Genomic DNA, 26,899 nt, shown 5'->3' with positions numbered 1-26,899 from the left:
GATGAAACTCGGGTATAAAAAATGGTCACTGCTACTCGCAGTGGTAGCAGCAGGAGCCGCGCAGGCACAAAGCCGAGCTGCAGGCGGTAATCCGCTCGACTCTTTGCCGCAGATCAATGTGCCGCAAAAAGGGCCGAGCGTCACTGTGCAGGTGCAGCCGCAGGCACCGCAGCTGCAGGAGCTGCTTGCACGTCAACTCACACCTTCGAAAATCCAGGTCGAGGGCGTGAAATCGATTCCGTTCGACGATGTCGCCAGTCGCTTTACGCCGCTCGTCGGCAAGACCATCACGATCGGCGAGCTGATCGAAGTCGCGAACGGCGTGACGAAGCTCTACCAGGAACGCGGCTACGCGCTGTCGTTTGCATTCGTCCCTGCGCAGACTTTCGAAAACAACGTTGTTCGCGTGACGATCGTCGAAGGCTATGTCGCCAATGTGAACATCACCGGTAAGCCGGGTTCGCTCGAAGGACGCATCCGCTCGATCGCGGCGCACATCCAGGCGGACCATCCGCTGCGGCTCTCCACGTTCCAGCGTTACACGCAGATCTTCGGTCTGCTACCCGGCGTGAAAGTCGCGGCCACCGTGGAACCGCCCACCAATACCGATGGCGCGGCGACCCTGAACCTCGCCGTCGATCGCAAGAAGTTCGACGTCAGCACCGGTCTCGACTTCAACCACCCCGGCTTCCAGGGGCTGCTGACAGCCACCGAAAACGGCCTGACTTCGCTCGGCGAGCAGCTCAGCATTTCCGCGCTGTTTCCGCCGGGGCGCGATAACGAAACCTATTTCGCTGCGCACGCGTCGGTGCCGATCGGCAGCGATGGTCTGATCGGCAAGATCGATGCAACGCGTTACCGCGGCAACCCGGTCGACAATCCTGGTCTGCCCAATACCATCACGCGCACGGTGGTCAACGAAAAACTGGCCGGGTCGCTCGCGTATCCGTTGCTGCTGAGCAATACGCGCAGCGTGCTGGGCACCGTGACCGCGTATGCATCGCATGATCAGGACAGCTACTACAGCACGGTCAACGGGTTGAGCTTCGGGCTGCGCTCGCAGGTTCGCGTGCTGCAGTTGCAAGCGGACTACACCGACATTCAACCCACCCAGGTGCGCAAGGCGAGCATCAATGTCGCGAAAGCCTTCGATGTGCTCGGTGCGTCAAAGTCGTTCGATCGCAATTCATCGCTCATCTCCGGCACAAACCCCGTGTCGCTGACTTTCACGCGCACCGGCGCGAACTTCTCACAAACCAACACATGGCCGTTCAAGATCGGCACCTCGTTCTCGGCGATCGGTCAGTACAGCCCGGACTCGCTGCCGACCTCCGAGCAGATCGCGTTCGGCGCGCAGCGTTTCGCGCTCGGTTATGAACCGGGCGAAGCATCGGGCGATTCGGGCTGGGGTGCGGCATTCGAAGTCAATCGTCCGATTGCGGTCGGGTTCACCTATCTGCAAACCTTCACGCCGTACGTATCGTTCGATATGGCGCGCATCTATCTGCATACGGGCACGCCGTCGCCGTCGCGGTTGTCATCGGTGGCGCTCGGCTTCCGGGTGACCGACACGAAGTACTACAGCCTCGATCTCTCGGTGGCCAAGCCGATCGCGGACGCACCTGTCGAAAGCTCGTCGCGCAGCCCGCGCGTCAATGCGACGTTCTCCTACCAGCTGAATTGACCTCGTAAGCGCCCAGTCCCGCAAACCGCGCCCCCAGTTTGACTAGAGGATTCACTATCAAACTGCGGGCGCGGTTTCACGTATGCTCCCCGGACAGCTTGAGGCAGGGCGTCGCCTGACATTCACACGACGCCGCGCGACCACGATCGCGACGATTTTCTACAAGGAGGAAGACAACATGACGCATTTCACCCAACGTGCCCGCACGATTGCCCGGCATGCCGCCGTGGCAGGTGCCCTGCTCCTCGGCGCGGCAGCCGCCATGGCGCAAAGCACTACGCCGGTCGGCACCTGGCAGACCATCGACGACAACACCGGCCAGGCTAAGGCACTCGTACAGATCACCGACGACGGTAGCGGCACGCTGAGCGGCAAGGTCATCAAGGGGCTTGGCCCGAGCGACGATCCCACGCGCCGCTGTACCGAATGTACCGACGCCCGCAAGGATCAGTTGATCCTCGGCATGACGATCATCAACGGCATGACGAAGGACGGCGACGGCTGGGATCACGGCCAGATTCTCGATCCGGAGAACGGCAAGATCTACAAGTGCAAGATGCATCTCGAAGAAAACGGCCAGAAACTGGTCGTGCGCGGCTATATCGGCATCTCGCTGCTCGGACGTTCGCAGACGTGGAATCGCCAGCAGTGATGGGCGCGCGGCGCCTCGCGCCCGCAATGCGCTGACCTGACAGAGCAAAAAAGCCGGCCGACGATTACTATCGCCGGCCGGCTTTGTGTTGCGTACTCACGGATTTGATCGCGGGTCGGGCTATCAAACTGACGGAAAAAGAATAGTCGGGAAAGTGGGCACAGGTGCTACATGTGGCCCATTTTGCAGTTCAACCGCTTCGGTGTCGTCCGCATCGGCATTGTGCGGCGTTGCGACGTTGCTGGCACCGCGCTGACGCATGCGGGCCTCGAGCGTACCGAGCAGCCCATTGCCGGCGGCGCCAAACAACAACTCGAGCACCTGCTGCAATGCCCCCGTTCGATGCCACGCCTTGAAGCGCCGGTGACACGTCTGATAAGGCGGATACCGCCGCGGCATTGCGGACCACCTGGCTGAGCTGCACATTACCCATAGCACGCCATTCAGCACATTGCGCGTATCGGTAAGCGGACGGCCCCGCAGTTCGCTGCGCGGCCGCAGTTCGGGAATCAGCGGCGCCACGCGCTGCCATTCCTCGTCGGTCATGTCACGGTATGGGCTCATGCGTCTCTCCTTTGTCGGAACCATGACAAGGAAGATATCGACGCGTGCGACCGCCGAATATAAGACCAGTCTGAATCTCGAAAATGGGCTGCGCGCCCTTGCCCCGTGGACGCCCGCACGCGGGCGACGTGCGACGTTGCGTCTGTGCGTCGGTCCGGTACGCCTAGGTCAGCGACGTATCGACCAGACGCCGCGGCGCGTCGAGATATTCCTTCGACTGCATTTCGACGATCCGCGAAACGGTCCGGCTGAACTCGTTGGCCATCGGGCCTTCCACGTAGAGCTGCTCGGGCGGCACCGCCGCCGACATCAACAGCTTGATCTTGTGGTCGTAGAACACGTCGATGAGCCACGTGAAGCGGCGCGCTTCCGACTGCATGCGCGGCGTCATCTGCGGCACGCCGGACAGGATCACCGCGTGGAAGCGGCTCGCCAGTTCGAGGTAGTCGTTCTGCGAACGCGGACCGCCGCACAGCGTGGCGAAATCGAACCAGACGACGCCGTCCGCGCGCCGCAGTGCTTTCAGTTCGCGTTTTTCGATATGCAGCAGCGGGCTTTCGTCCGGCACCGCTGCGAGACGCGCGAATGCGTCGCGCAACGCCTTGTCGGAGGCTGCGCCGAGCGGCGTCAGATAAACCTCGACCTGGGCCAGCGTGCGGCGCCGGTAGTCGACGCCCGCGTCGACATTGAGGACGTCGAGCTTCGCCTTGATCAGCTCGATAGCCGGGAGCACGCGGTCGCGATGCAGGCCATCCGGATACAGCGTGTCCGGATCGTAGTTGGAGGTCATCACGAACTGCACGCCGTTGTTGAACAGGCGATCGAGCAACCGGTACAGGATCATCGCGTCCGCGATGTCGGACACGTGGAATTCGTCGAAGCAGATCAGCCGGTAACGCTTCGCGATACGGCGCGCGAGTTCGTCGAGCGGATCGGCCTGGCCCTTCAGCTCTTCGAGTTCGCGATGCACTTCACGCATGAACTCGTGGAAATGAAGACGCGTCTTGCGCTGGATCGGCACAACGGTAAAGAAGCTGTCCATCAGGAAGCTCTTGCCGCGTCCAACGCCGCCCCACAGGTACACGCCGCGTGGCAGATCGGGATGAATGATCAGCTTGCGCAGCGCATTCGAGCGGCGCGCCTTATACGTCTGCCACTCGTCATAACACCGCTGCAGACGGTCGACCGCCGCGCGTTGCGCCGGGTCCGACTGATAGCCGCGTGTCTGCAGTTCGTTCTCGTAGTATTCGGTGACGTTCATCGTGCGTCGCGCAGCCGGAAAAAAGAAGGCGGGAGGGATCGAACCCGCCCGCCTGCGTCGTGATGCGAGGTGCAATGGATGCACCCGGGTCGGCCGGATCGCTCAACGTACAGGAAGCGGTCCGGCCCACGCGCCTTACATGTTCAGCGCACGCTTGTCGACGGCGAGCGCGGCCTCGCGCATCACTTCGGACAGCGACGGATGCGGATGGCAGATCCGGCCGATGTCTTCCGACGCCGCCTTGAACTCCATCGCCACCACCGCTTCCGCGATCAGATCCGATGCATTGGCCGAGATGATGTGCACGCCGAGCAGCTCGTCGGTCTTCGCATCGGCGATCATCTTGACGAAACCGTCCGCCTTGTTGATGCCGAGCGCGCGGCCGTTGGCCATGAACGGGAACTGGCCGGTCTTCACTTCGCGACCTTCGGCCTTCAACTGCTGCTCGGTCTTGCCGACCCACGCGATTTCCGGTTCGGTGTAGATCACCCACGGAATGCAGTTGTAGTCGATATGCGGCTTCTGTCCGTCGATGATTTCGGCCACCAGCACGCCTTCGTCTTCGGCCTTGTGCGCGAGCATCGGGCCGCGCACCACGTCGCCGATCGCGTACACGTTCGGCACGCTCGTCGCACAGTGATCGTCGACGTCGATAAAGCCGCGTTCGTTGGCTTTCAGGCCGATCGCTTCGAGACCGAGGTTGTCGGTGTTCGGCACGCGGCCGATCGACACGATCAGGCGGTCCGCGTCGAGCGTCTGCGCGTTGCCGTCCTTGTCCGTGTAGGCGATCGATACGCCCTTGTCAGACGTCTTCACTTCGCCGACCTTCACGCCCACGTGAATGTCGAGGCCCTGCTTCTTGAACTGCTTCGCGGCTTCTTTCGCGAGCGCCTGATCGGCAGCACCGAGGAATTCGGGCAGCGCTTCGAGCACCGTCACCTCGGCACCGAGACGGCGCCACACCGAACCGAGTTCGAGGCCGATCACGCCGGCGCCGATCACAGCGAGCTTCTTCGGCACGGTGTCGAAGGCAAGCGCGCCTTCGTTGTCGGCGACGATCTTGTTGTCGACCGGAACGGTCGGCAGATGGCGTGCCTTCGAGCCGGTCGCGATGATCACGTTCTTCGCGGTGACGACTTCGGTTTCTCCTTCGCCGCTCACTTCGATCTGCACACCAGCGTCCGTCTTGCCGGTGAACTTGCCGTGGCCCTTCAGCCACGTGATCTTGTTCTTGCGGAACAGGAACTCGATACCCTTCGTCATCTTCTCGACGATGCCATCCTTGCGGGTCTGCATCTTCGCGATGTCGATCTTCACGTCGGACACGCTGATGCCGTGATCAACGAGATGATGCGCTGCGTTCTCGAACTCTTCCGACGAAGCCAGCAACGCCTTCGACGGAATACAGCCCACATTCAGGCACGTACCGCCAAGCTTCAGCGTGCCGGCCGGGTTCTTCCACTTCTCGATACACGCGACGCTCTTGCCGAGCTGCGCGGCGCGAATCGCCGCGATATAGCCGCCGGGACCGGCGCCGATCACAACGACGTCAAATTCTTTGGACATGGACAATCCTTTTGATGACGGAGCGGCGCGCAGCGGTACTGCATCGCGCGCGTCGCTCCGGTTCAAACCAGTGCGAGAGACTTGGTGTGCTTACAGATCGAGCAGCAGGCGCGCCGGATCTTCGAGTGCGTCCTTCATCGCGACGAGCGACAGCACCGCTTCGCGGCCGTCGATGATCCGGTGGTCGTAGGACATCGCCAGATAGTTCATCGGGCGAATCACGATCTGACCGTTCTCGACGACAGCGCGCTCCTTCGTTGCGTGCACACCGAGAATCGCCGACTGCGGCGGGTTGATGATCGGCGTCGACAGCATCGAGCCGAACACACCGCCGTTCGAGATCGAGAACGTACCGCCCGTCATTTCTTCGATGGATAGCTTGCCGTCCTTCGCCTTCTGACCGAACTCGGCGATCTTCTTCTCGATGTCGGCAAGGCTCATCTGATCTGCGTTGCGCAGAATCGGCACCACGAGACCACGCGGCGAACCGACCGCGATACCGATGTCGAAGTAGCCGTGATAGACGATGTCGTTACCGTCGATCGACGCGTTCACGAGCGGGAATTTCTTCAGCGCGTGCACAGCGGCCTTGACGAAGAACGACATGAAGCCGAGCTTCACGCCGTGCTCCTTCTCGAAGCGATCCTTGTACTTGTTGCGCAGATCCATCACCGGTGCCATGTTCACTTCGTTGAACGTGGTGAGGATGGCGTTGGTCTGTTGCGATTCGAGCAGACGCTCGGCGATACGCGCACGCAGACGCGACATCGGCACGCGTTGTTCCGGACGGTTGTTGAGCCATGCATCGGCCGATCCCGGCGCCTTCACGTCCGGCAGCGACGGCTTGGCGGCCTTCGCTGCAGGGGCGGCTGCAGCGGCCGGAGCCTTCGCAGCCAGTGTGGTCTGACCTGCGCCGAGCGCATCGCCCTTCGTGATACGGCCATCGCGGCCCGAGCCGGCTACGTCGCCAGCCGACAGGTTCTTTTCCGCGAGAATCTTCGCTGCCGCCGGCGAAGCTGCCGTGCTGGAGCCCGCTGCTGCAGCAGCAGCGGCCGGTGCCGGAGCGGCGGCCGGGGTCGCTTCGGGTGCGGGCTTCACTTCGCCCTCGACAGCGGCGGCGCCAGCCTTGCCTTCCGTGTCGATCTTCGCGATCACTTCATCGGCGAGCACCGTGTCGCCGTCGTGCTTGACGATCTGTGCGAGCACACCGGCAGCGGGTGCCGGCACTTCGAGCACAACCTTGTCGGTTTCGAGTTCGATGAGAATTTCGTCCTGGGCAACCGCTTCGCCCGGCTTCTTCTTCCATTGCAGCATCGTGGCTTCCGAAACCGACTCGGACAGCTGGGGGACTTTGACTTCAACAATAGCCATGTGATTTTCCTGAATACGTATCTAGTGACAACGAACCGTGAGCGGGCCGTCATCCGTTCAATGCGCAACGCGTGGGGACCTGATGCGCGCGCCGGATGCGGCGCGGGAAAGCGCGCTGCGCTTTCCCGCTTCGCCTGTCGTGTTTATTTAGCGATGGACGCGCTCTTCAGACGGCCGAACGCGCCTTCGACCAGCGCCTTCTGCTGCTCGTAGTGCTTCGCGTAGTAGCCGACTGCCGGCGAGGCCGAAGCCGGACGTCCGCTGTAGGCCAGCTTCTGTCCGTCCTTCATGCCTTCCTTCAGGTGGTGCTCGATGTAGAACCACGGGCCTTGATTCTGCGGCTCGTCCTGCACCCAGACCACTTCGGTCGCGTTGTCGTACTTCTTCATTTCGGCTTCGAACTGCTTGTGCGCGAACGGATACAGCTGCTCGACACGCAGGATCGCGACGTCGTTTGCCTTCGCTTCGCGGCGATGCGCGACGAGGTCGAAATACACGCGGCCCGAGCACACCAGCACGCGCTTCACCTTCTTCGCTTCGATCGCTTCGTCGGTCTCGCTCAGCACCGGCTGGAACGAGCCCTTCGCCAGTTCCGACAGATCGGAGACCGCTTCCTTGTGACGCAACAGCGACTTCGGCGTGAAGACGATGAGCGGCTTGCGGAACAGGCGGATCATCTGGCGACGCAGCAGGTGGAACATCTGCGCCGGCGTGGTCGGTTGCACGACCTGCATGTTGTGATCTGCGCACAGCTGCAGGAAGCGCTCGATACGCGCCGATGAGTGCTCCGGACCCTGGCCTTCGTAGCCGTGCGGCAGCAGCATCGTGAGACCCGACACGCGGCCCCACTTCACTTCGCCCGACGAGATGAACTGGTCGATCACGACCTGCGCGCCGTTCACGAAGTCGCCGAACTGCGCTTCCCACGCGACGAACGTATTCGGCTCAGCCGTCGAATAGCCGTACTCGAAACCGAGCACCGCTTCTTCGGACAGCACTGAATCGATCACGTTGAACTTCGCCTGACCTTCGGCGACGTTCTGCAGCGGCACGTAGGTGCCGTCGTTCCAGCGTTCGCGGTTCTGGTCGTGCAGCACCGCGTGACGGTGCGTGAACGTGCCGCGGCCCGAGTCCTGGCCGGTCAGTCGCACCGCGTAGCCGGATGCCACCAGCGAGGCAAACGCAAGATGCTCGCCCATACCCCAGTCGAGCTTCGCTTCGCCGCGGCCCATGGCGCGACGATCGTTGATCACGCGCTCGACGAGCGGGTGCACCTTGAAGTTTTCGGGGATCGTCGTGATGCGTTCGGCGAGGCGCTTCAGTTCCGCGAGCGGCACAGCCGTGTCGGCTGCATCGGTCCACTTGCGGTTCAGGAACGGCACCCAGTCGACGGCGTACTTGCTCTTGTAGTTCGATAGAACCGGGTCGACCGTGTGGTGACCTTCGTCCATCGCACGGCGGTACGCCTTGACGAATTCGTCGGCGTCCGCAGCCGTGATAACGCCCTGCTGCACGAGCTTTTCGGCGTACAGCGCACGGGTGCCCGGGTGCTTCGCGATCGTCTTGTACATCAGCGGCTGCGTGACGGCCGGCGTGTCCTGCTCGTTGTGGCCAAGCTTGCGGAAACAGATGATGTCGATCACGACATCCTTGTGGAACTGCATCCGGTAGTCGATGGCGAGCTGCGTGGCGAGCACGACGGCTTCGGGATCGTCGCCGTTCACGTGCAGCACCGGTGCCTCGATCATCTTGACGACGTCCGAGCAGTACAGCGTGGAGCGCGCATCGCGCGGGTCCGACGTGGTAAAGCCGATCTGGTTGTTGATGACGATGTGCAGCGTGCCGTGCGTGCCGTAACCGCGCGTTTGCGCGAGGTTCAGCGTTTCCATCACGACGCCCTGGCCCGCGAAGGCCGCGTCACCGTGAATCTGCACCGGCAACACCTGCAGGCCGTTTTCGTCGCCGCGGCGATCCATCCGTGCCTTCGCCGACCCTTCGACCACCGGGTTCACGATTTCGAGGTGCGACGGATTGAACGCAAGCGACAGATGCACCGGACCGCCTTCGGTCGCGATGTCCGACGAAAAGCCCTTGTGATACTTGACGTCGCCAGCCGGCAGGTCGTCGACGTGCTTGCCTTCGAATTCGGCAAACAGATCGGCCGGCATCTTGCCGAGCGTATTGACGAGCACGTTCAGACGACCGCGGTGAGCCATGCCGATGACGATTTCCTGCACGCCCTTGCTACCCGAATGACGCACGACCTCGTCCATCGAGGCGATGAAGCTCTCGCCGCCTTCCAGCGAGAAGCGCTTCTGACCGACGTACTTGGTGTGCAGGAAGCGCTCGAGACCTTCCGACGCCGTCAGACGGTTCAGGATGTGCTTCTTCTTTTCCGGGGAGAAGTTCGGCGTCGAACGGATCGACTCGAGCTTTTCCTTCCACCAACGCTTCTGTTCCGGATCGCTCAGATACATGTACTCGGCACCGATCGTGCCGCAGTACGTGTCGCGCAACGCCTTGACGATATCCCGCAGCGACGCCTGTTCGAAACCGAAATACAGGTTCGTCGTGTTGAACGTCTGGTCCATATCGGCTTCGGTGAAGTCGTAGAACGCAGGCTCGAGCTCGGGGATATTCGGACGTTCGCGGCGCTTCAGCGGGTCGAGATTGGCCCATTGCGAGCCGAGGAAGCGATAGGCGCCGATGAGGGACTGCACATACACCTGCTTGCGCGCGGTGGTGAGATCCTCGCCGCCGGCTGCGGCGCGTGGCAGGAAGGCATTAGCCTTCGCGCGCTGGGCAAACGATTCGACGATCGGGCCATGAGCCACGTCGTTGGCACTGCTGCCATCCGATGCAGGGACGTTCTGCAACGCGTCGAAATAATCGCGCCAGTTCTCGGGCACTGACGCCGGATTGTCGAGATACGCTTCGTACAGTTCTTCAACGTACGGAGCATTGCCGCCGAACAAATAAGAGTTCAGCTGGAATTGCTTCATCATTTTTACGCTCACCTTTCTTCGAGTTTCTCGAGAAATAGCGGGTTACTGAACCTTCCGCGACACGGCCTGACCGTTTAGCGGATTGCGCGAATCAAGTCTTGCTTGGAAGGACCTAAAACTGGCATCCGCGGAGCATATCACAGAACGAATAGTGCTGATAGCGAGATGCCCCGCCGGAAAGCCCCTCCGGGCGGGGGTTTGCGGGTGGCGGAGCGGCTGCGAGCGGCGCTCGCGGCGCGGGTCTGCACGCGCTTCACGGGCACTCTACGGGTGTCTTCGCAGGCAACAAAAAAGCCGCCCGAAGGCGGCTTTCCTGCGCATCGACCGAACAGCGGACGGCGTCTTAGTCGACAGCCGTTTCGCGGCTCGCACGGCGACGCTCGTGTTCCTTCAGGTGACGCTTGCGCAGACGGATCGATTGCGGCGTGACTTCGACCAGTTCGTCGTCGTCGATGAATTCGACCGCGTATTCGAGCGACATCTGGATCTGCGGCACGAGGCGCACGGCTTCATCGGTACCCGAGGCGCGCACGTTGGTGAGCTGCTTGCCCTTGATCGGGTTCACGACGAGGTCGTTGTCGCGGCTGTGAATGCCGATGATCATCCCTTCGTACAGCGCATCGCCCGGCTTCACGAACATGCGGCCGCGATCCTGCAGCTTCCACAGCGCGTAAGCAACCGCGGCGCCGTCGTCCTGCGAGATCAGCACACCGTTGCGGCGTTCGCCCAGCGAGCCGTCGCGAACCGGCGCGTACTCGTCGAACACGTGGCTCATCAGGCCCGTACCGCGCGTGAGCGTCATGAATTCGCCCTGGAAGCCGATCAGCCCGCGTGCCGGAATGCGGTACTCGAGACGCGTACGGCCACGGCCGTCCGACGCCATGTCGAGCATTTCGCCCTTACGGCGGCCCAGTTCTTCCATCACACCGCCCTGGTGCGAATCTTCGAGGTCGACCGTCAGCATTTCGTACGGCTCCTGCTTCACGCCGTCCACTTCGTGCAGCACGACGCGCGGACGCGACACGGCCATTTCGTAGCCTTCGCGACGCATGTTCTCGATCAGGATGGTCAGATGCAGTTCGCCACGACCCGATACTTCGAACACAGTTTCGTCGCCGGTGTCTTTCACGCGCAGTGCGACGTTGTGATTCAGCTCTTTCATCAGACGATCGCGGATCTGGCGGCTCGTCACGAACTTGCCTTCCTTGCCGGCGAGCGGCGAGGAATTGACGAGGAAGTTCATCGTCAGTGTGGGTTCGTCGACGGTGATCATCGGCAGCGCTTCGGGCGCCTCAGGCGCGCAGATCGTGGCACCAATGCCGATTTCCTCGATACCGTTGATCAGCACGATGTCGCCGGCTTCAGCCTGCTCCACCTGCACGCGCTCGAGACCTTCGAACGACAGCACCTGGTTGATCTTGCGATTCAGGATTTCGCCTTCCGGACCGAAGCGCAGCGCCACTTGCTGGCCCGGCTTGACGCGGCCACGCGTGATACGGCCCACGCCGATACGGCCGACGTACGTCGAGTAGTCGAGCGAGGTGATCTGCAGTTGCAGCGGACCTTCGGGGTCGGCCGGACGCACTGGCACGTGCTCGAGGATCGCCTCGAACAACGGGCGCAGGGTGCCTTCGCGCACGCTTGGATCGAGACCGGCATAGCCGTTCAGGCCCGATGCGTAGACGATCGGGAAGTCGAGCTGCTCTTCGCTGGCGCCGAGCTTGTCGAACAGGTCGAAGGTCTGGTTGATCACCCAGTCGATCCGCGCACCCGGACGATCGATCTTGTTCACGACGACGATCGGCTTCAGGCCGAGCGCCAGCGCCTTCTTCGTGACGAAGCGGGTTTGCGGCATCGGGCCTTCAACCGCATCGACCAGCAGCAGCACCGAATCGACCATCGACAGCACGCGTTCCACTTCGCCGCCGAAGTCGGCGTGGCCCGGGGTGTCGACGATGTTGATGTGCGTGCCTTCGTATTCGACGGCGCAGTTCTTGGCGAGGATGGTGATGCCGCGCTCTTTTTCGATGTCGTTCGAGTCCATCACGCGCTCAGCGATATGCTGGTTCTCGCGGAAAGTGCCGGACTGGCGGAGCAGCTGGTCGACGAGGGTAGTCTTACCGTGGTCGACGTGAGCGATGATGGCGATGTTGCGAAGGGCGCGGGTCATGGGAACCTGGAAACGTTAAGAGTGCGCCCTCTGCTCTACTACTGCTTTTCGCCCGGGATTCCGCTTTTTCGTGATCACTTTCGTGGATCAAGCGGATCAAACAGGCCAACAAGCCCAAAGCGCACTTTTGGGAACCCAAAATTATAGCACGCGCGGATGAAGGATTCCGGCTTTCCCCTGGTATCGGATTCCAGCGGCAGTCTGCTAGCGCGTTTCCCCGGCTTTTCGCACCCGCCAGCCTGCAGTTCGCCTTGAGCAGGCGAGATTCCTTGCCTAAGCTGTGATAACGCTTGCCGTGTCAACTAACCAGGTCCTATAATCCTGCTTAGTCAACCATTGCATTCGCACGAGTATATGGCGCCTCCGTCCTCTCCGTTACCGCCGGAAATCAGTGAATACCAGCTCAATGAAAGCGTCGGCTACCTGATCACCCGGGTCAGGTCGACGATGGCGAACCTCGTCACGCAACGCACGATGGCGGAGCTCGGCATCACCAGTCAGCAGGGCAGCATCCTGTTCATGGTGGCCAGCGGCAAATGCGTGGTGGCAGCCGAACTGGCACGCGAATACGGCATCGACGCGAGCGCCGTGACCCGCCTGATCGACCGGCTGGAGAAGCGCGGCCTGCTTACGCGGGTGCGCAGTTCGGAAGACCGCCGCGTCGTGCGGCTCGCCCTGACGCAAGAGGGCCAGGACATTGCCGTGCGCATGCCCGCCATGTTTCAGGGTGTGCTGGATCATCTGCTGGGCGGTTTTACGCCGGAAGAAGTCGGTTTTCTCAAGAGCATGCTGCGCCGGGTACTGCTCAATAGCGGCGATCAAACCAGCCTGACGCGCGATACGACGACCAGTTTCGAAAGCAAGGCATAAGAAATATAGTTGCAGTGTCCATCATTCAATTCCATTCACACGCAAAGAGTCGAGCGATGAAATCCCTTTCCCTGTCCGCGCCAGTGCTGTCGCGGCGCGGCGCGGCTGCCACCGCGGTGGCAGCGGCCGCGGCGCTCGCCCTTACGGGGTGCGCGAACTACTTCGGCATCAAGAGCGACCGGCAGATCTCGTCGCCCACGCAGTACGAGTCGGCGCAGAGCCTGCCGGGCAACGGCGGCCAGTGGCCGTCGCTCGACTGGGCCAACCAGTTCGGCGACCCGCAACTGCCCAAGCTGATCGCCGAAGCGCTCGACGGCAGCCCGTCGATCGCCCAGGCGCAGGCACGTATCGCCAAGGCCTCGTCGTACATCGAGAGCTCGCGCGCCTCGCTGCTGCCGTCCGTCAACGGCAGCTATTCCTGGAACCGCGAGCTGTTCTCGGGCAACGGGATCTACCCGCCGCCGTTCGGTGGCACCTGGTATAGCGAAAACAACGTGCTCGCGAGCGCCTCGTGGGATCTGGACCTGTGGGGCAAGAACCGTCAGCGACTCGGTCAGGCGGTCTCGCAGGAAAAAGCCGCCGAAGCCGACATGCAGCAGGCCCGCGTGACGCTCGCTGCGTCCGTGGCGCGCACCTATAACCAGCTCGCGCAGCTGTACGCACTGCGTGACATCGCGAAGCGCGAAATCGCCAATCGCCAGGACATCGGCCGGATCACGAATGACCGCGTCGGCGCCGGTCTCGACACGAACGTCGAGCGGCAGACCGCAAACGGCAACATCGCGACAACCCAAGCCAACCTGACCGACCTCGACGGCCAGATCACCACCACCCGCTACCAGCTGGGCGCGCTGCTCGGCAAGGGCCCTGACCGCGGTCTGCAGATCGCCGAGCCGGTGCTGACAACGGGCAACATCGTCGCCCTGCCCGATAACCTGCCCGCCGACCTCGTGTCGCGCCGACCCGACATCGTGGCGGCACGCTGGCAGGTCGAAGCCGCGATGCACGATGTGAAGGAAGCGAAAGCGGAGTTCTTCCCGGACGTCAATCTGTCGGCCAGCATCGGCTTCGACGCATTGGGCTGGGGCCGTTTTCTGACTTCGTCCAGCCGGCAGACGCAGATTGGACCCGCCATCCATCTGCCGATCTTCGACGGCGGCGCATTGCGCTCGCAGTTGAAGGGCCGCTATGCCGACTTCGACCTCGACGTCGCCAACTACAACCAGACACTGATCAACGCGCTGTCCGGCGTGGCGACGCAGGTATCGACGATCCGCTCGATCGACAACCAGTCGGGCGACGCTCAACGTGCGCTCGATGCCTCGACCAAGGCTTACCAGCTGGCCGTGATCCGCTACAAGGCCGGGTTATCGCCGCAGTTGCAGGTACTGACCGCCGACCAGAGCCGCCTCGCCGCCGAACAGACAGTGACGAACCTGAAGATGCGCCGTCGCGACCAGCAGATCGGATTGATAGAGGCGCTGGGCGGCGGCTTCGATGCCACGCAGACGGGCCTCGTCGTACCGACGGACGCAAAGCCGGTCACGGCCACGCCCGCCGCTACAACGGCCACCCAGGCAGCGAACTGATTCATACGCTTGAACGACAAAGATTGAGAGAACCCGGAGCCCATCCATGAGCACCCCTCAGCAACCCGCCGCCAGCACACAAGCGGCGAACAACAACGGCAAACGCAAGCGGATGATGACGTTGCTTGTCATCGTGATCCTGATCGCCGCGATTGCGTACGGCCTGTATTACTTCCTCGTCGCGCGCTTCCATGAAGGCACGGACGACGCCTACGTAAACGGCAACGTCGTACAGATCACGCCGCAGGTGACGGGCACCGTCATCGCGGTGAACGCCGACGACACGCAGACTGTGAAGGCCGGCGATCCGATCGTCGTGCTCGACCCGGCCGATGCACGCGTCGCGCTGGAACAAGCCGAAGCGCAGCTTGCGCAGACGGTGCGCCAGGTGCGCGGCCTGTTCGCCGACGACAGCCAGTACGAAGCCCAGGTCGCGGTCCGCCAGTCCGATCTGTCGCGTGCCCAGGACGATCTGCGCCGGCGCATGACGGTCGCACAGACCGGCGCGGTATCGCAGGAAGAAATCTCGCACGCACGCGACTCGGTGAAGAGCGCGCAGGCTGCACTCGACGCCGCACAGCAACAGCTCGCATCGAACCGCGCGCTCACTGCGAACACAACAGTCACCGATCACCCGAACGTGCTGGCCGCCGCCGCCAAGGTGCGCGACGCGTACCTCGCGAACGCGCGCAATACGCTGCCCGCGCCGGTCGACGGTTATGTGGCGAAGCGCTCGGTGCAGGTCGGCCAGCGCGTGTCGCCGGGCAACCCGCTGATGGCAGTCGTGCCGCTGAACTCCGTGTGGGTCGACGCGAACTTCAAGGAAGTGCAGCTGCGACACATCCGTATCGGCCAGCCGGTCGAACTGACGGCGGACGTGTACGGTTCGTCGGTCAAGTATCAAGGCAAGGTGGTCGGCTTCTCGGCGGGTACGGGTTCGGCGTTCTCGCTGCTGCCCGCGCAGAACGCGACGGGTAACTGGATCAAGGTCGTGCAGCGTCTGCCGGTGCGTGTCGAGATCGATCCGCAGCAACTCGAGAAACATCCGCTGCGTATCGGCCTGTCGATGCAGGTCGACGTGGACATCAAGGACGACTCGGGCAGCGAACTCAGCAACGCGAAGAACACGGTCTATCAGACCGACGTGTTCGCGAAGTACGGCGACCAGGCCGATGCCGAAATCGCCCGCATCATCGCAGCCAATGCAGGCCAGAGCGCCGGCACGACACCAAAAACCACTGCCAAGCCGATGTAAGCGGCGCATCAACGCAAGGTTTTTCGAATGGCTCAAGCTCAGGCGCAAGTCCCTCATCCGCCGCTAGAGGGTGCGCAACTGGTGATCGGCACCATCGCGGTGTCGCTTGCCGTTTTCATGAACGTGCTCGATACGTCGATCGCGAACGTATCGATCCCGTCTATCTCCGGTGACCTCGGTGTGTCGTCGGACCAGGGCACGTGGGTGATCACCTCGTTCGCGGTAGCCAACGCGATCTCGGTGCCGCTCACTGGCTGGCTCACCGATCGCATCGGCCAGGTGCGTCTCTTCATGGCGTCGATCGTGCTGTTCGTGATCTCGTCGTGGATGTGCGGCCTCGCGCCCACCCTGCCCTTTCTGCTCGCGTCGCGCGTGCTGCAAGGCGCGGTAGCCGGCCCGATGATCCCGCTGTCGCAAACGCTGTTGCTCGCAAGTTATCCGCGCGCCAAGGCGCCGATGGCGCTCTCGATGTGGGCGATGACCACGCTGATCGCGCCGGTCGCAGGGCCGATTCTGGGCGGCTGGATCTCGGACAACATCTCGTGGCCGTGGATCTTCTACGTGAACATCCCGGTCGGCGCAGTCGCCGCGCTCGCGACGTGGATGATCTTCCGTAACCGCGACTCGGTCGTGAAGAAGGCGCCGATCGACGGTGTCGGTCTCTCGCTGCTGATCATCTGGGTCGGCTCGTTGCAGGTCATGCTCGACAAAGGCAAGGACCTCGACTGGTTCTCGTCGACGACCGTCGTCGTGCTCGCGCTCACAGCCGTGATCGCGCTCGCGTTCTTCATCGTCTGGGAGCTGACCGCGGAACATCCGGTCGTCGACCTGTCGCTGTTCAAGCTGCGTAATTTCACGGGTGGTACGGTCGCACTGTCGATCGGCTACGGGCTGTACTTCGGCAATCTCGTGCTGCTGCCGCTATGGCTGCAAACCGATATCGGCTACACCGCCACCGATGCCGGCCTCGTGATGGCGCCCGTCGGTATCTTCGCGGTCATACTCTCGCCGCTCACCGGCAAGATCCTGCCGCGCACCGATCCGCGCTATATCGCCACGGCGTCGTTCCTGATCTTCGCGCTGATCTTCTGGATGCGCTCGCGCTATACGACCGGCGTCGACGAGTTTTCGCTGTTGCTGCCTACGTTGATCCAGGGCATCGGCATGGCCGGCTTCTTCATTCCGCTCGTGTCGATCACGTTGTCCGGGCTGCCCGGCAACCGGATTCCGGCGGCATCGGGGCTATCGAACTTCGTGCGGATCATGTGCGGCGGTATCGGTACGTCGATCTTCCAGACTGCATGGGATCACCGCACCGTCCTGCATCACGCGCAACTGACCGAACAGGCGTCCCGGTACAACCCGGTCTTCGCCCAATCGATGCAGCAGATGCAAAACGCGGGCTTGAGCCAGCAACAGGCGCATGGGCTGTTCAATTCGATGGTGACGCAACAGGCTGCGCAGCTCGGCGTGAACGATATCTTCTATATTTCGGCCGGCATTTTCGTCGCGCTGGTCGGATTGATCTGGATCACGCGACCTGATCGCTCGGGCGGCGGTGATGCCGGGGCGGCCGCATCGGCGGCGCATTGATGCGTAGCTGAAACGCAAGACCAGTCAATCAATCGGCCGCTCGCTCCTGCAGCGGTCGTTTTCATTTCTTGATCTGTTGTTGCGAGTGGCCGTCGAACTCACGCCCGACATCGGTCAAGTTGTGAAGAAGTGTCTAAGAATTGATGAGTTTTGTATGTCCCGTTGAACTGCCGGGTCAGTTCGTATTCCAATAGGCCGTTTGCAATTACCTTACGACCTGCCACCCGCTCTCCCATGAAAAAGAACCAACGCCGCTGGATCGGCGCCGTGGCCGGTATTGCCGCGCTGATCCTGCTTGCCGGGCTTTGCCTGCATTTCTTCGCCGGGGACAAGGGTCCGCAATACCTGACCGCAAAGGTCGGCCGCACGAATCTGGAGAATGCCGTGCTCGCCACCGGCACGTTGCAGGCGTTCAGGCAGGTGGACGTCGGTGCGCAGGTGTCGGGGCAGTTGAAGTCGCTCAAGGTCAAGCTCGGCGACAAGGTGACGAAGAACCAGTGGCTCGCGGAGATCGACCCCGTCATCTCCGAGAACGCACTGCGTCAGGCCGAGGCGAATGAACAGAATCTGGTCGCGCAGAAACGCTCGGCGGCGGCCCAGCTGGTCCAGGCGGAACTCGCGTTCAAGCGCCAGCAGCAGATGCTGCCCGACGACTCCACCTCGCGGCAGGACTACGAAACCGCGCAGGCCAATCTCGGCGTTCAGCGTGCAAGCATCGCGTCGTTCGATGCGCAGATCCGCGCCGCGCGCATCCAGATCGAGACCGCTCAGGCGAACCTCGGCTATACGCGGATCGTCGCGCCGATGGACGGCGAAGTGGTCGCGATCGTGACGCAGGAAGGCCAGACCGTGATCGCGCAACAACAGGCGCCCGTGATCCTCAAGCTCGCCGACCTCGACACGATGACGGTAAAGGCACAGGTATCGGAAGCGGACGTGATCCGCATCCATCCTGGCCAGACCGCGTACTTCACCATCCTCGGCGAGGCTGACAAGCGCTATTACGGCAAGCTGCGCGCGGTCGAGCCTGCACCACAAAACTTCGCCGACTCGCAAAGCGGTCTGGGCGGCATGGGCGGCGGCTCGTCGAAACCGAACGCGGCGGTGTTCTACAACGCGCTGTTCGAAGTGCCCAATCCTGGCCACCTGCTGCGCATCTCGATGACGGCGCAGGTCAATGTGCTGCTCGGCACCGCATCCAGTGCGCTCAACATCCCGGTTGCGGCACTCGGCGACAAGAACAAGGACGGCACCTACCCGGTGCGGGTCCTCGACCGCGACAACCGGGTCGACACCCGCAAGGTACGCACCGGCATCAACAACAACGTCAACGTGGAAGTGCTGTCGGGCCTCAAGGAAGGCGAGCGTGTGATCATCGGTGAAGGCTCCGATATGGCCGGGGCCGGAGCCACGGCATCCGACGTGGTGAACTGACGATGCCGCAACCGTTGCTGCAACTGACCAACGTCACGCGTCGGTTCCCCGCGGGCGACAAGGACGTCGTGGTGCTGAAGGACGTCAACCTCTCCATCGAGGCGGGTGAGATCGTTGCGATCATCGGTGCATCGGGCTCGGGAAAGTCGACGCTGATGAACATCCTCGGCTGCCTCGATCATCCGAGCGAAGGCAGCTATCGGGTCGGCGGACGCGAAACCGGCGAGTTGACCGGTGACGAACTCGCGCAGTTGCGTCGCGAGCACTTCGGTTTCATCTTCCAGCGCTACCACCTGCTGCCGCACCTCACCGCCGCGGGCAATGTCGAAATGCCCGCCGTCTACGCCGGCAGCACGCATGCCGAGCGGCGCGAACGAGCGGCGCACCTGCTCGCGCGTCTCGGGCTTGCCGAGCGCGCCGAACATCGGCCGAGCCAGTTATCGGGCGGCCAGCAGCAACGCGTGAGTATCGCCCGTGCGTTGACGAACGGCGGCGAAGTGATCCTCGCCGACGAACCGACAGGCGCGCTTGATACGAAGAGCGGTCAGGACGTGATCCGCATCCTGCGCGAACTGAACGCGCTCGGTCATACCATCATCATCGTCACGCACGACGAAAGCGTGGCTGCGCACGCGCGGCGCATCATCGAGATCAGCGACGGCGAAATCGTTCGCGATCGCCGCAACGTGCGCGCCGTGGAGAACGATGGACCGGACGAAGCCGGAACGGGCACCGCAGCGCGCCACGCGCGCCGGCTATCCGCAGGCTTTGGTCGCTTCACCGAGGCGTTCAAGATGGCGTGGATCGCGCTGGTCTCGCACCGGTTACGCACGCTGCTGACGATGCTCGGCATCATCATCGGTATCACGTCGGTGGTGTCGATCGTCGCGATCGGCGAAGGGGCGAAGCGCTACATGCTCGACGAGATCGGCGCCATCGGCACCAACACGATCAACATCTATCCGGGCAAAGACTGGGGCGATACCAACGCAAGCTCGATCCAGACGCTCGTGCCCGCCGACGTCGCCGCGCTCGGCGAACAGCATTACATCGACAGCGCGACGCCCGAGACCTCGCGCAGCCTGCTGCTGCGCCACCGGAACGTCGACGTCAATGCGCTGATCAGCGGTGTCGGTGCGAGCTTCTTCCAGGTGCGCGGCATGAAGATGGCGCAAGGCATCGGCTTCGGGCCCGACGAGGTACGCCGTCAGGCTCAGGTGGCCGTGATCGATCAGAACACGCGGCGCAAGCTGTTCGGCAAGAACCCGAGCCCGCTCGGCGAAGTGATCCTGATCGACAACCTGCCGTGTGTCGTGATCGGCATCGCCGCAGAAAAAAAGAGCGCGTTCGGCGACGTGAAGAGCCTCAACGTCTGGGTGCCCTACACCACCGCGAGCGGACGGCTGTTCGGCCAGCAGTATCTCGACAGCATCACCGTGCGGGTGCGCGACGGCCAGCCGAGCAATGCGGCAGAACAAAGCCTCACGAAACTGCTGAAACAACGCCACGGCCGCCAGGATTTTTTCACCTACAACATGGACAGCGTCGTGAAGACGGTCGCGAAAACCGGCCAGTCGCTCACGCTGCTGCTGTCGCTGATCGCGGTGATCTCGCTCGTGGTGGGTGGGATCGGCGTGATGAACATCATGCTGGTGTCGGTCACCGAGCGCACGCGCGAGATCGGCATCCGCATGGCTGTGGGCGCGCGCCAGACCGACATCATGCAGCAGTTCCTCGTCGAAGCCGTGCTGGTCTGTCTGATGGGCGGCGCAATCGGCATCGTACTGTCGTTCGGTATGAGCTTCCTGTTCTCTCTCTTTGTCAGTCAATGGAAAATGGTGTTCTCCGCCACGTCGATCGTCTCCGCCTTCCTGTGCTCGACGCTTATCGGCATCGTGTTCGGCTTCATGCCGGCGCGCAACGCGTCGCGCCTCGATCCGATCGATGCGCTTGCGCGCGATTGAGGGGTTTCGCATGACGATCCCGACAATCCATTTTCAGCGCACCGCCCTCGCGCTCGCCTGCGCGGTGGCCGTGCTATCCGGTTGCGCGAATACGCGTGGCGAGGCGCTGCCGCCTGTCGACATGCCCGCGCACTGGAACTCGCCCGTTTCCTCCGCGGCTGCACCGGCGCCTGCGCTCTGGTGGCACAGCTTCGGCGACCCCGTACTCGACGGGTTGATCGAGGATGCGCTGAAGACCAACAACGATCTCGCCGCGGCGGCAATTCGCGTGTATCGCGCACAGCTTCAGGCCGGACTGAGCGATACGAATCTCACGCCCAACGTCACGCTCGGCGCGAACGGTAACGTCTCGCGCACGCTCGATACTCATCAGGAAAACCGGGCGAGCAACCTGACCGGCTCGCTCAGTTACGAGCTCGATCTATGGGGCAAGCTCGCGGCGCAACGCAGTGTCGCGCGCTGGGAGGTGGAAGCAACCGTTGCCGATCGTGAAGCGGTCCGGTTGACGCTGATCGGCACGACGGCGTCGCTCTACTGGCAGACCGGTTATCTGAACCAGCAGATCGCGCTCGGCGATGCCAACATCGCGTATGCAGAGCAGACGCTCGCGCTCGTCCGGTCGCGCTACGCCGCGGGTGCGGTGTCGGGGCTCGACGTCGCGCAGGCAGAACAGAATCTGTCGGCACAGCGCGCCGCGCAAACTCAATTGATCCAGCAGCGCACCGAGAGCCGCAATGCGCTCGCCATCCTCTTTGACCGCCCGCCGCAGAGCGTCGCCGCAGAACCGAACACGCTGCCCGACCAGCCGCTACCTGGTGTACAGGCCGGCCTGCCCGCCGACGTGCTCGGTCGTCGGCCGGACCTGCGTGCCAGCGAGTTCCGGCTGCGCGAGTCGCTCGCGAATGTCGAGATCACACGGACCAGTTTCTATCCGACGTTCTCGCTGACCGGCTCGCTCGGCACGTCGAGTGCAAGCCTCGAGCGCGTGCTGCAGAATCCGGTCGCCACACTCGGCCTCGGCCTCACGCTGCCGTTCATCCAGTGGAACACGATGCAGTTGCAGATCAAGGTGTCGAAAACACAGTACGAGGAAGCGGTCGTCAACTTCCGTCAGAAGCTCTATGGCGCGTTGAGCGAAGTGGAGAATGCGTTATCGAAGCGTGTGCAGCTCGATCAGGAGGCGGAACAGCGAACGCTGTCGCTCGCACAGGCGCAGCGGGCGGAAACGCTGGCGCGTTCGCGCTTCAAGGCGGGTGCGACCGGTGTGCAGCCGTGGCTCGACCAGCAGCAGCGTTTGCGCGACGCGCAAAGCACGCTCGCGCTGAATCAGTTGAACCGGCTCAACAATCAGATGAACCTGTACAAGGCGCTTGGTGGGGGCGTGGATTGAGCGCGTGGCTCGGCGGTGTGCTGGATACCTTGCACAAGGTGGCGATTCGGGACGCTTTCGAGATCATCGACGCGCCGCGATCAACTGCAGCACGCCGTCGCCTTAGCTCGCCGTGACGACCAGCCGGTCCGGCGCCAGCACGCCATCGATCATCTTCGCGACGCCGAGTAGTCGCTTGCCATCTGTGTAGACGCGCACACGTGGAAGGTCGGGAGGAAGATTCAACGCAGACTCCGACGACGCCACAGCAGTGTTACTGGCCTGCGGTAACTCGCTCAGACGCAAGCGCTGGCCATGCAAAAAGCGCCGCGCGGATTCTTCATCGAGGTAAACGGCGGGAAACGTCGACAGCAATGCATCGACCGGTTGCAGCCACGCATCGCGTGCGCTTGCGTCGGCATCGGACAACGCGTCGAGCGTCACCGCATGTTCGAGCGTCAGCGCGCCGACCGCCGTACGCCGCAACGCAACCAGATGTGCGCCGCAGCCGAGCGCCTCGCCGATGTCTTCGGCGAGCGTGCGAACGTAGGTCCCCTTGCTGCAGGTCACGCGAAACGTCACGTCGGGCAACGCACACGCGAGCAATTCCAGCACATGGATCGTGACCGGCCGCGCTTCGCGCTCAACCACCTGCCCCGCCCGCGCGTATTCGTACAACGGCTTGCCGTCGCGCTTGAGCGCTGAATACATCGGTGGCACCTGCACGATATCGCCGCGAAAACCTGCCAGTGCTTTGAGTACCGCCGGTTCGTCGCACGCAACGTCGCGCGTCTCCAGCGTTTCGCCTTCCGCGTCGCCCGTGGTCGTGCGGATGCCGAGCCGCATCGTCGCCTCATAGGTCTTGTCGGCTTCGAGCAGATCCTGGGAGAATTTCGTGGCCTCGCCGAAGCAGAGCGGCAGCAGGCCCGAGGCGAGCGGGTCGAGGGTGCCGGTGTGACCGGCCTTCTTCGCCAGATAGAGGCGCTTTGCGCGAATCAGCGCGTCGTTGCTCGACAGTCCGAGCGGCTTGTCGAGCAGCAGCACGCCGTCGAGCACACGCCGCGGCACGCGAGGACGCTCAGGTCCACGTCCAGCACGTTCAGGTCCATTCATCTTGAGAAGCCAGATCCGGCCGCCGGGCGGCCGTCGTTCAGAAGTTCAGGGGAAACAGTCCGCTCAATCGTCTTTCGCGCGGTCAGCATTCGCCTGGTCGATCAGGCGCGACATCTCCACCGCCTGCTCGACCGTCTTGTCGTAGTGGAAATGCAGCGTCGGCACGGTGTGAATGTGCAGGCGCTTGAACAACTGGTTATGCAGATGGCCCGCAGCGTGATTGAGCGCTTCCAGCGTCTGCTGCGGGTCGCCCGTCAGCGTCGTGAAGAAGATCTTCGCGTGCGCGTAGTCCGGCGTCAGCTCGACGCTCTGGATCGTGACAAGGCCGATACGCGGGTCTTTGACCTCGCGCATCAGTTCGGACAGATCGCGCTGGATCTGATCCGCGATCTGCACATTGCGATTGGGAGAAGAACGTTTTTTTGGCATGGTGAATCCGTAGGCACAAAAACAAAACGGGCGGAGCCGGGCAAGCGCCCGCTCCGCCCGGTGTGTCTTGCGCAGTCGTTACAGCGTACGCGCGACTTCCGTGACCTCGAAGACTTCGAACTGGTCGCCTTCCTGGATGTCGTTGAAGTTCTTGATCGACATCCCGCACTCGAAGCCCTGACGCACTTCCTTCACGTCGTCCTTGAAGCGCTTCAGCGAATCGAGCTCGCCGGTGTGGATCACGACGTTGTCGCGCAGCACGCGTACCGACGACGTGCGCTTGACGAAACCGTCCGTGACCATACAGCCGGCCACTGCGCCGATCTTCGGTACCTTGAAGACCTGACGCACTTCGACCATCCCGGTGACGACTTCGCGCTTCTCCGGCGAGAGCATGCCCGACATCGCCGCCTTCACTTCATCCACAGCGTCATAGATGATGTTGTAGTAGCGGATATCGATACCGTTCGCTTCGGCCAGCTTGCGCGCCTGCGCATCCGCGCGGGTGTTGAAGCCGATGATGACGGCCTTCGAAGCGGTTGCGAGGTTGACGTCGTTTTCGCTGATGCCGCCCACCGCGCCGTGCACGATCTGTACGCGCACTTCGTCGGTAGACAGTTTTTGCAGCGATTGCACGAGCGCTTCCTGCGAACCCTGCACGTCGGCCTTGACGATAAGCGGCAGGTATTGCACTTCGCCTTCGCTCATCTGCTCCAGCATGTTCTCGAGCTTCGCGGCCTGCTGCTTCGCCAGCTTGACGTCGCGGAACTTGCCTTGACGGAACAGTGCGACTTCACGTGCCTTGCGGTCGTCCGGCATGACGATGACTTCTTCGCCCGCCTGCGGCACTTCCGACAGACCCTGAATTTCAACAGGGATGGACGGACCCGCCGACTTGGTCGGCTTGCCGGTTTCGTCGAGCATGGCTCGCACGCGACCGTAAGCGCTACCTGCCAGCACCACGTCGCCGCGGTTCAGCGTACCCGACTGGACGAGGATCGTAGCCACCGGACCCTTACCCTTGTCGAGCTTCGCTTCGATGACGAGACCCTTGGCCGGCGCATCGATCGGTGCCTTCAGTTCCAGCACTTCGGCCTGCAACAGGACCTGTTCGAGCAGATCGTCGATGCCCGCGCCGGTTTTCGCCGACACCGGCACGAACGGCGATTCGCCACCGTATTCTTCCGGCACGACGCCTTCCGCGACGAGTTCCTGCTTCACGCGATCCGTATTGGCATCCGGCTTGTCGATCTTGTTGATCGCGACGACGAGCGGTACGCCGCCAGCCTTCGCGTGGGCAATCGCTTCCTTGGTTTGCGGCATCACGCCGTCGTCGGCGGCGACCACCAGAATCACGATGTCGGTTGCTTTCGCACCGCGGGCACGCATGGCCGTGAACGCTTCGTGGCCCGGCGTATCGAGGAACGTAATGACACCGCGCGGCGTTTCGACGTGATAGGCGCCGATGTGCTGCGTAATCCCGCCCGCTTCGCCCGCGGCCACCTTGGCACGACGGATGTAGTCGAGCAGCGAGGTCTTGCCGTGGTCGACGTGGCCCATCACGGTCACGACCGGCGGACGCGGCAGCAGTTCGGCGTCGGTGGTTTCACCTTCGACCAGCATCGCTTCCGGATCGTCCAGCTTCGCGGCAACCGCGTGGTGACCCAGTTCCTCGACGATGATCATCGCCGTTTCCTGGTCCAGCATCTGGTTGATCGTCACCATCTGGCCGAGCTTCATCATCACCTTGATGACTTCCGAAGCCTTGACGGCCATCTTGTGCGCGAGATCGGCCACCGTAATGGTTTCCGGCACGTGCACTTCGCGGACGATCGGTTCGACCGGCGCCTGGAACGTCGTGTTCGCGTCCTGATGCTTGCCGCGCCCCTTCGGGCCGCCGCGCCAGCCGCGATCGACGCCGCCGCTCGTATCGCCGCGCGTCTTGATGCCGCGGCGCTTCGCTGCGTCGTCCTGCCAGCCGCCCTTGCCGCCCGGCTTCTTCTTGTCGCCAGCGGTCGTGGACGGTGCAGCCGTCGTCGTGGTCGTCGTAGTCGTTTTCTTCGCAACCGGACGCGGCTTGTCCTCGCCCGGCGGACGCGCCGGCTTGTGCAGCGTGCCCTTGGCTTCCGCAGCCTTCGGCGGCTCGACCGGCTTCGCGGCGACCGGTTCCGGCGCCTTCACCGGCACCTTGCGCGGTGTGCTCATCATTTCGCGAATCGCACGTGCTTCGGCTTCTGCAGCGGCACGGCGACGCGACACTTCCTGCTGCTCGGCGCGGGTCTTTTCCGATGCTTCGCGTGCGGCGTCTTCCGCCTTCTTCGCGGCTTCGCGTTGTGCGGCACGCTCAGCGGCGGCGCGTTGTTCGTCTTCCTGCTCAGCAGGCTCAGCTTCGCGCGTTTCGGCCACGACGGCCTGCGCCGCGACTTCGTGCGCAGCGGCGGTATCGGCAGCCGAACGCTTCTTGGCCGCTTCTTCTTCGGCACGGCGACGTTCGGCTTCTGCCGCTTCTTCGCGGGCACGACGCTCGGCTTCTTCGCGCTCGAGGCGTTCCTGGCGCTCCTTCAGCTCCAGCGCCTGCTTTTCGAGCAGCTCGGCTTCGTGACGCGCTTCTTCCTCGCGGCGTTGCAGTTCTGCCTCGTCGGCTTCAGCCACCTGAACCGATGCATCCGCTCCTTGCTCGGCCGCTTCATCGCGGCGGACGAAGGTGCGCTTCTTGCGCACTTCGACCTGAATGGTGCGAGCCTTACCCGTCGAATCGGACTGCTTGATCTCCGACGTATGCCGTTTCGTCAGCGTGATCTTGCGCTTGTCTGCATCAGTCGAGCCGTGAGACTTACGCAAGTGGTCGAGCAGACGCGCCTTGTCCGTCTCGGACAAGGTGTCGTCTTCGTTCGCTTTTGTGACGCCCGCCGCCTGCAGCTGCTCGAGCAGCACGCCGGCAGGCATTTTCAGTTCCGCGGCAAATTGGGCTACGTTGTTACTCGCCATTCATTCCTCTTAGTGCAAGGAC

The 26,899-nt window shown here is 62.8% G+C and carries 18 protein-coding genes; 9 read left to right on the top strand and 9 right to left on the bottom strand.

The window, feature by feature from the left end:
- The first annotated feature begins 1 nt into the window (after nt 1).
- Complete coding sequence (locus M0D65_RS23365) at nt 2-1,684, top strand: ShlB/FhaC/HecB family hemolysin secretion/activation protein (RefSeq protein ID WP_266254771.1); 1,683 nt, start codon at nt 2-4, stop codon at nt 1,682-1,684.
- 178 nt (nt 1,685-1,862) lie between these two features.
- A complete protein-coding gene (locus tag M0D65_RS23360; protein WP_266254770.1) occupies nt 1,863-2,336 on the top strand; it encodes a DUF2147 domain-containing protein in 474 nt (157 codons plus the stop codon).
- 123 nt (nt 2,337-2,459) lie between these two features.
- Here the strand turns inward: M0D65_RS23360 and M0D65_RS23355 are convergent, their stop codons facing one another.
- From M0D65_RS23355 to typA, 6 genes are all read right to left on the bottom strand, one after another.
- On the bottom strand, nt 2,460-2,900 hold the full coding sequence (locus M0D65_RS23355; RefSeq protein WP_266254769.1) for a transposase: 441 nt from the start codon (nt 2,898-2,900) through the stop codon (nt 2,460-2,462).
- A 163-nt stretch (nt 2,901-3,063) separates the two neighbouring features.
- A complete protein-coding gene (gene zapE, locus M0D65_RS23350) occupies nt 3,064-4,161 on the bottom strand; it encodes a cell division protein ZapE (RefSeq protein ID WP_266254768.1) in 1,098 nt (365 codons plus the stop codon).
- Nucleotides 4,162-4,296: 135 nt separating this feature from the next.
- Nucleotides 4,297-5,727 carry a dihydrolipoyl dehydrogenase gene (gene lpdA, locus M0D65_RS23345; RefSeq protein ID WP_096719007.1) on the bottom strand — a complete coding sequence of 477 codons (1,431 nt, stop codon included), beginning with the start codon at nt 5,725-5,727 and terminating at the stop codon, nt 4,297-4,299.
- A gap of 90 nt (nt 5,728-5,817) precedes the next feature.
- Entirely contained in the window at nt 5,818-7,098 is a 1,281-nt protein-coding gene (odhB, locus tag M0D65_RS23340) for a 2-oxoglutarate dehydrogenase complex dihydrolipoyllysine-residue succinyltransferase (protein WP_266254767.1), read from the bottom strand.
- Nucleotides 7,099-7,241: 143 nt separating this feature from the next.
- Entirely contained in the window at nt 7,242-10,103 is a 2,862-nt protein-coding gene (locus M0D65_RS23335) for a 2-oxoglutarate dehydrogenase E1 component (RefSeq protein WP_091016103.1), read from the bottom strand.
- A gap of 343 nt (nt 10,104-10,446) precedes the next feature.
- Nucleotides 10,447-12,273, bottom strand: a complete 1,827-nt coding sequence (gene typA, locus M0D65_RS23330) for a translational GTPase TypA (protein ID WP_091016100.1) — start codon at nt 12,271-12,273, stop codon at nt 10,447-10,449.
- 354 nt (nt 12,274-12,627) lie between these two features.
- Between typA and M0D65_RS23325 the strand changes: the two genes are divergently transcribed.
- From M0D65_RS23325 to M0D65_RS23295, 7 genes are all read left to right on the top strand, one after another.
- Nucleotides 12,628-13,143: a MarR family winged helix-turn-helix transcriptional regulator gene (locus M0D65_RS23325; RefSeq protein WP_266254766.1), complete on the top strand. Its 516-nt coding sequence runs from the start codon at nt 12,628-12,630 to the stop codon at nt 13,141-13,143.
- A gap of 56 nt (nt 13,144-13,199) precedes the next feature.
- Nucleotides 13,200-14,732 carry an efflux transporter outer membrane subunit gene (locus M0D65_RS23320; RefSeq protein WP_266254765.1) on the top strand — a complete coding sequence of 511 codons (1,533 nt, stop codon included), beginning with the start codon at nt 13,200-13,202 and terminating at the stop codon, nt 14,730-14,732.
- Between the two features lie 46 nt (nt 14,733-14,778).
- Complete coding sequence (locus M0D65_RS23315) at nt 14,779-15,987, top strand: EmrA/EmrK family multidrug efflux transporter periplasmic adaptor subunit (protein WP_266254764.1); 1,209 nt, start codon at nt 14,779-14,781, stop codon at nt 15,985-15,987.
- Between the two features lie 27 nt (nt 15,988-16,014).
- Entirely contained in the window at nt 16,015-17,580 is a 1,566-nt protein-coding gene (locus M0D65_RS23310) for a DHA2 family efflux MFS transporter permease subunit (RefSeq protein WP_096719019.1), read from the top strand.
- A gap of 234 nt (nt 17,581-17,814) precedes the next feature.
- Nucleotides 17,815-19,014, top strand: coding sequence for an efflux RND transporter periplasmic adaptor subunit (locus M0D65_RS23305; protein WP_266254763.1), 1,200 nt, complete (start codon nt 17,815-17,817; stop codon nt 19,012-19,014).
- Between the two features lie 2 nt (nt 19,015-19,016).
- Nucleotides 19,017-20,978 (top strand): macrolide ABC transporter ATP-binding protein/permease MacB, encoded by a 1,962-nt coding sequence (gene macB / locus M0D65_RS23300; RefSeq protein WP_266254762.1) that lies wholly within the window; start codon nt 19,017-19,019, stop codon nt 20,976-20,978.
- Nucleotides 20,979-20,988: 10 nt separating this feature from the next.
- The gene (locus tag M0D65_RS23295; protein ID WP_266254761.1) at nt 20,989-22,368 is read left to right on the top strand and encodes an efflux transporter outer membrane subunit; all 1,380 of its coding nucleotides are present in this window, start codon (nt 20,989-20,991) and stop codon (nt 22,366-22,368) included.
- 102 nt (nt 22,369-22,470) lie between these two features.
- Here the strand turns inward: M0D65_RS23295 and truB are convergent, their stop codons facing one another.
- The 3 genes from truB to infB all read right to left on the bottom strand — a co-directional run bounded on the left by truB (nt 22,471) and on the right by infB (nt 26,877).
- On the bottom strand, nt 22,471-23,460 hold the full coding sequence (truB, locus tag M0D65_RS23290; protein ID WP_266254760.1) for a tRNA pseudouridine(55) synthase TruB: 990 nt from the start codon (nt 23,458-23,460) through the stop codon (nt 22,471-22,473).
- Nucleotides 23,461-23,523: 63 nt separating this feature from the next.
- On the bottom strand, nt 23,524-23,889 hold the full coding sequence (gene rbfA / locus M0D65_RS23285; RefSeq protein ID WP_091016080.1) for a 30S ribosome-binding factor RbfA: 366 nt from the start codon (nt 23,887-23,889) through the stop codon (nt 23,524-23,526).
- Between the two features lie 78 nt (nt 23,890-23,967).
- Nucleotides 23,968-26,877, bottom strand: a complete 2,910-nt coding sequence (infB, locus tag M0D65_RS23280) for a translation initiation factor IF-2 (RefSeq protein WP_091016077.1) — start codon at nt 26,875-26,877, stop codon at nt 23,968-23,970.
- Between the last annotated feature and the right edge of the window lie 22 nt (nt 26,878-26,899).

The organism is Paraburkholderia sp. CHISQ3, from assembly GCF_030464945.1.
GTDB lineage: Bacteria > Pseudomonadota > Gammaproteobacteria > Burkholderiales > Burkholderiaceae > Paraburkholderia > Paraburkholderia megapolitana.
This window is presented reverse-complemented; position numbering and strand designations above follow the sequence as displayed.

What these genes read in the sequence shown, in the direction of transcription:
- M0D65_RS23365 (WP_266254771.1), top strand. Translation starts at nt 2, where the DNA reads ATGAAACTCGGGTATAAAAAATGGTCACTGCTACTCGCAGTGGTAGCA.
- M0D65_RS23360 (WP_266254770.1), top strand. Translation starts at nt 1,863, where the DNA reads ATGACGCATTTCACCCAACGTGCCCGCACGATTGCCCGGCATGCCGCC.
- M0D65_RS23355 (WP_266254769.1), bottom strand. Translation starts at nt 2,900, where the DNA reads ATGAGCCCATACCGTGACATGACCGACGAGGAATGGCAGCGCGTGGCG.
- zapE (WP_266254768.1), bottom strand. Translation starts at nt 4,161, where the DNA reads ATGAACGTCACCGAATACTACGAGAACGAACTGCAGACACGCGGCTAT.
- lpdA (WP_096719007.1), bottom strand. Translation starts at nt 5,727, where the DNA reads ATGTCCAAAGAATTTGACGTCGTTGTGATCGGCGCCGGTCCCGGCGGC.
- odhB (WP_266254767.1), bottom strand. Translation starts at nt 7,098, where the DNA reads ATGGCTATTGTTGAAGTCAAAGTCCCCCAGCTGTCCGAGTCGGTTTCG.
- M0D65_RS23335 (WP_091016103.1), bottom strand. Translation starts at nt 10,103, where the DNA reads ATGATGAAGCAATTCCAGCTGAACTCTTATTTGTTCGGCGGCAATGCT.
- typA (WP_091016100.1), bottom strand. Translation starts at nt 12,273, where the DNA reads ATGACCCGCGCCCTTCGCAACATCGCCATCATCGCTCACGTCGACCAC.
- M0D65_RS23325 (WP_266254766.1), top strand. Translation starts at nt 12,628, where the DNA reads ATGGCGCCTCCGTCCTCTCCGTTACCGCCGGAAATCAGTGAATACCAG.
- M0D65_RS23320 (WP_266254765.1), top strand. Translation starts at nt 13,200, where the DNA reads ATGAAATCCCTTTCCCTGTCCGCGCCAGTGCTGTCGCGGCGCGGCGCG.
- M0D65_RS23315 (WP_266254764.1), top strand. Translation starts at nt 14,779, where the DNA reads ATGAGCACCCCTCAGCAACCCGCCGCCAGCACACAAGCGGCGAACAAC.
- M0D65_RS23310 (WP_096719019.1), top strand. Translation starts at nt 16,015, where the DNA reads ATGGCTCAAGCTCAGGCGCAAGTCCCTCATCCGCCGCTAGAGGGTGCG.
- M0D65_RS23305 (WP_266254763.1), top strand. Translation starts at nt 17,815, where the DNA reads ATGAAAAAGAACCAACGCCGCTGGATCGGCGCCGTGGCCGGTATTGCC.
- macB (WP_266254762.1), top strand. Translation starts at nt 19,017, where the DNA reads ATGCCGCAACCGTTGCTGCAACTGACCAACGTCACGCGTCGGTTCCCC.
- M0D65_RS23295 (WP_266254761.1), top strand. Translation starts at nt 20,989, where the DNA reads ATGACGATCCCGACAATCCATTTTCAGCGCACCGCCCTCGCGCTCGCC.
- truB (WP_266254760.1), bottom strand. Translation starts at nt 23,460, where the DNA reads ATGAATGGACCTGAACGTGCTGGACGTGGACCTGAGCGTCCTCGCGTG.
- rbfA (WP_091016080.1), bottom strand. Translation starts at nt 23,889, where the DNA reads ATGCCAAAAAAACGTTCTTCTCCCAATCGCAATGTGCAGATCGCGGAT.
- infB (WP_091016077.1), bottom strand. Translation starts at nt 26,877, where the DNA reads ATGGCGAGTAACAACGTAGCCCAATTTGCCGCGGAACTGAAAATGCCT.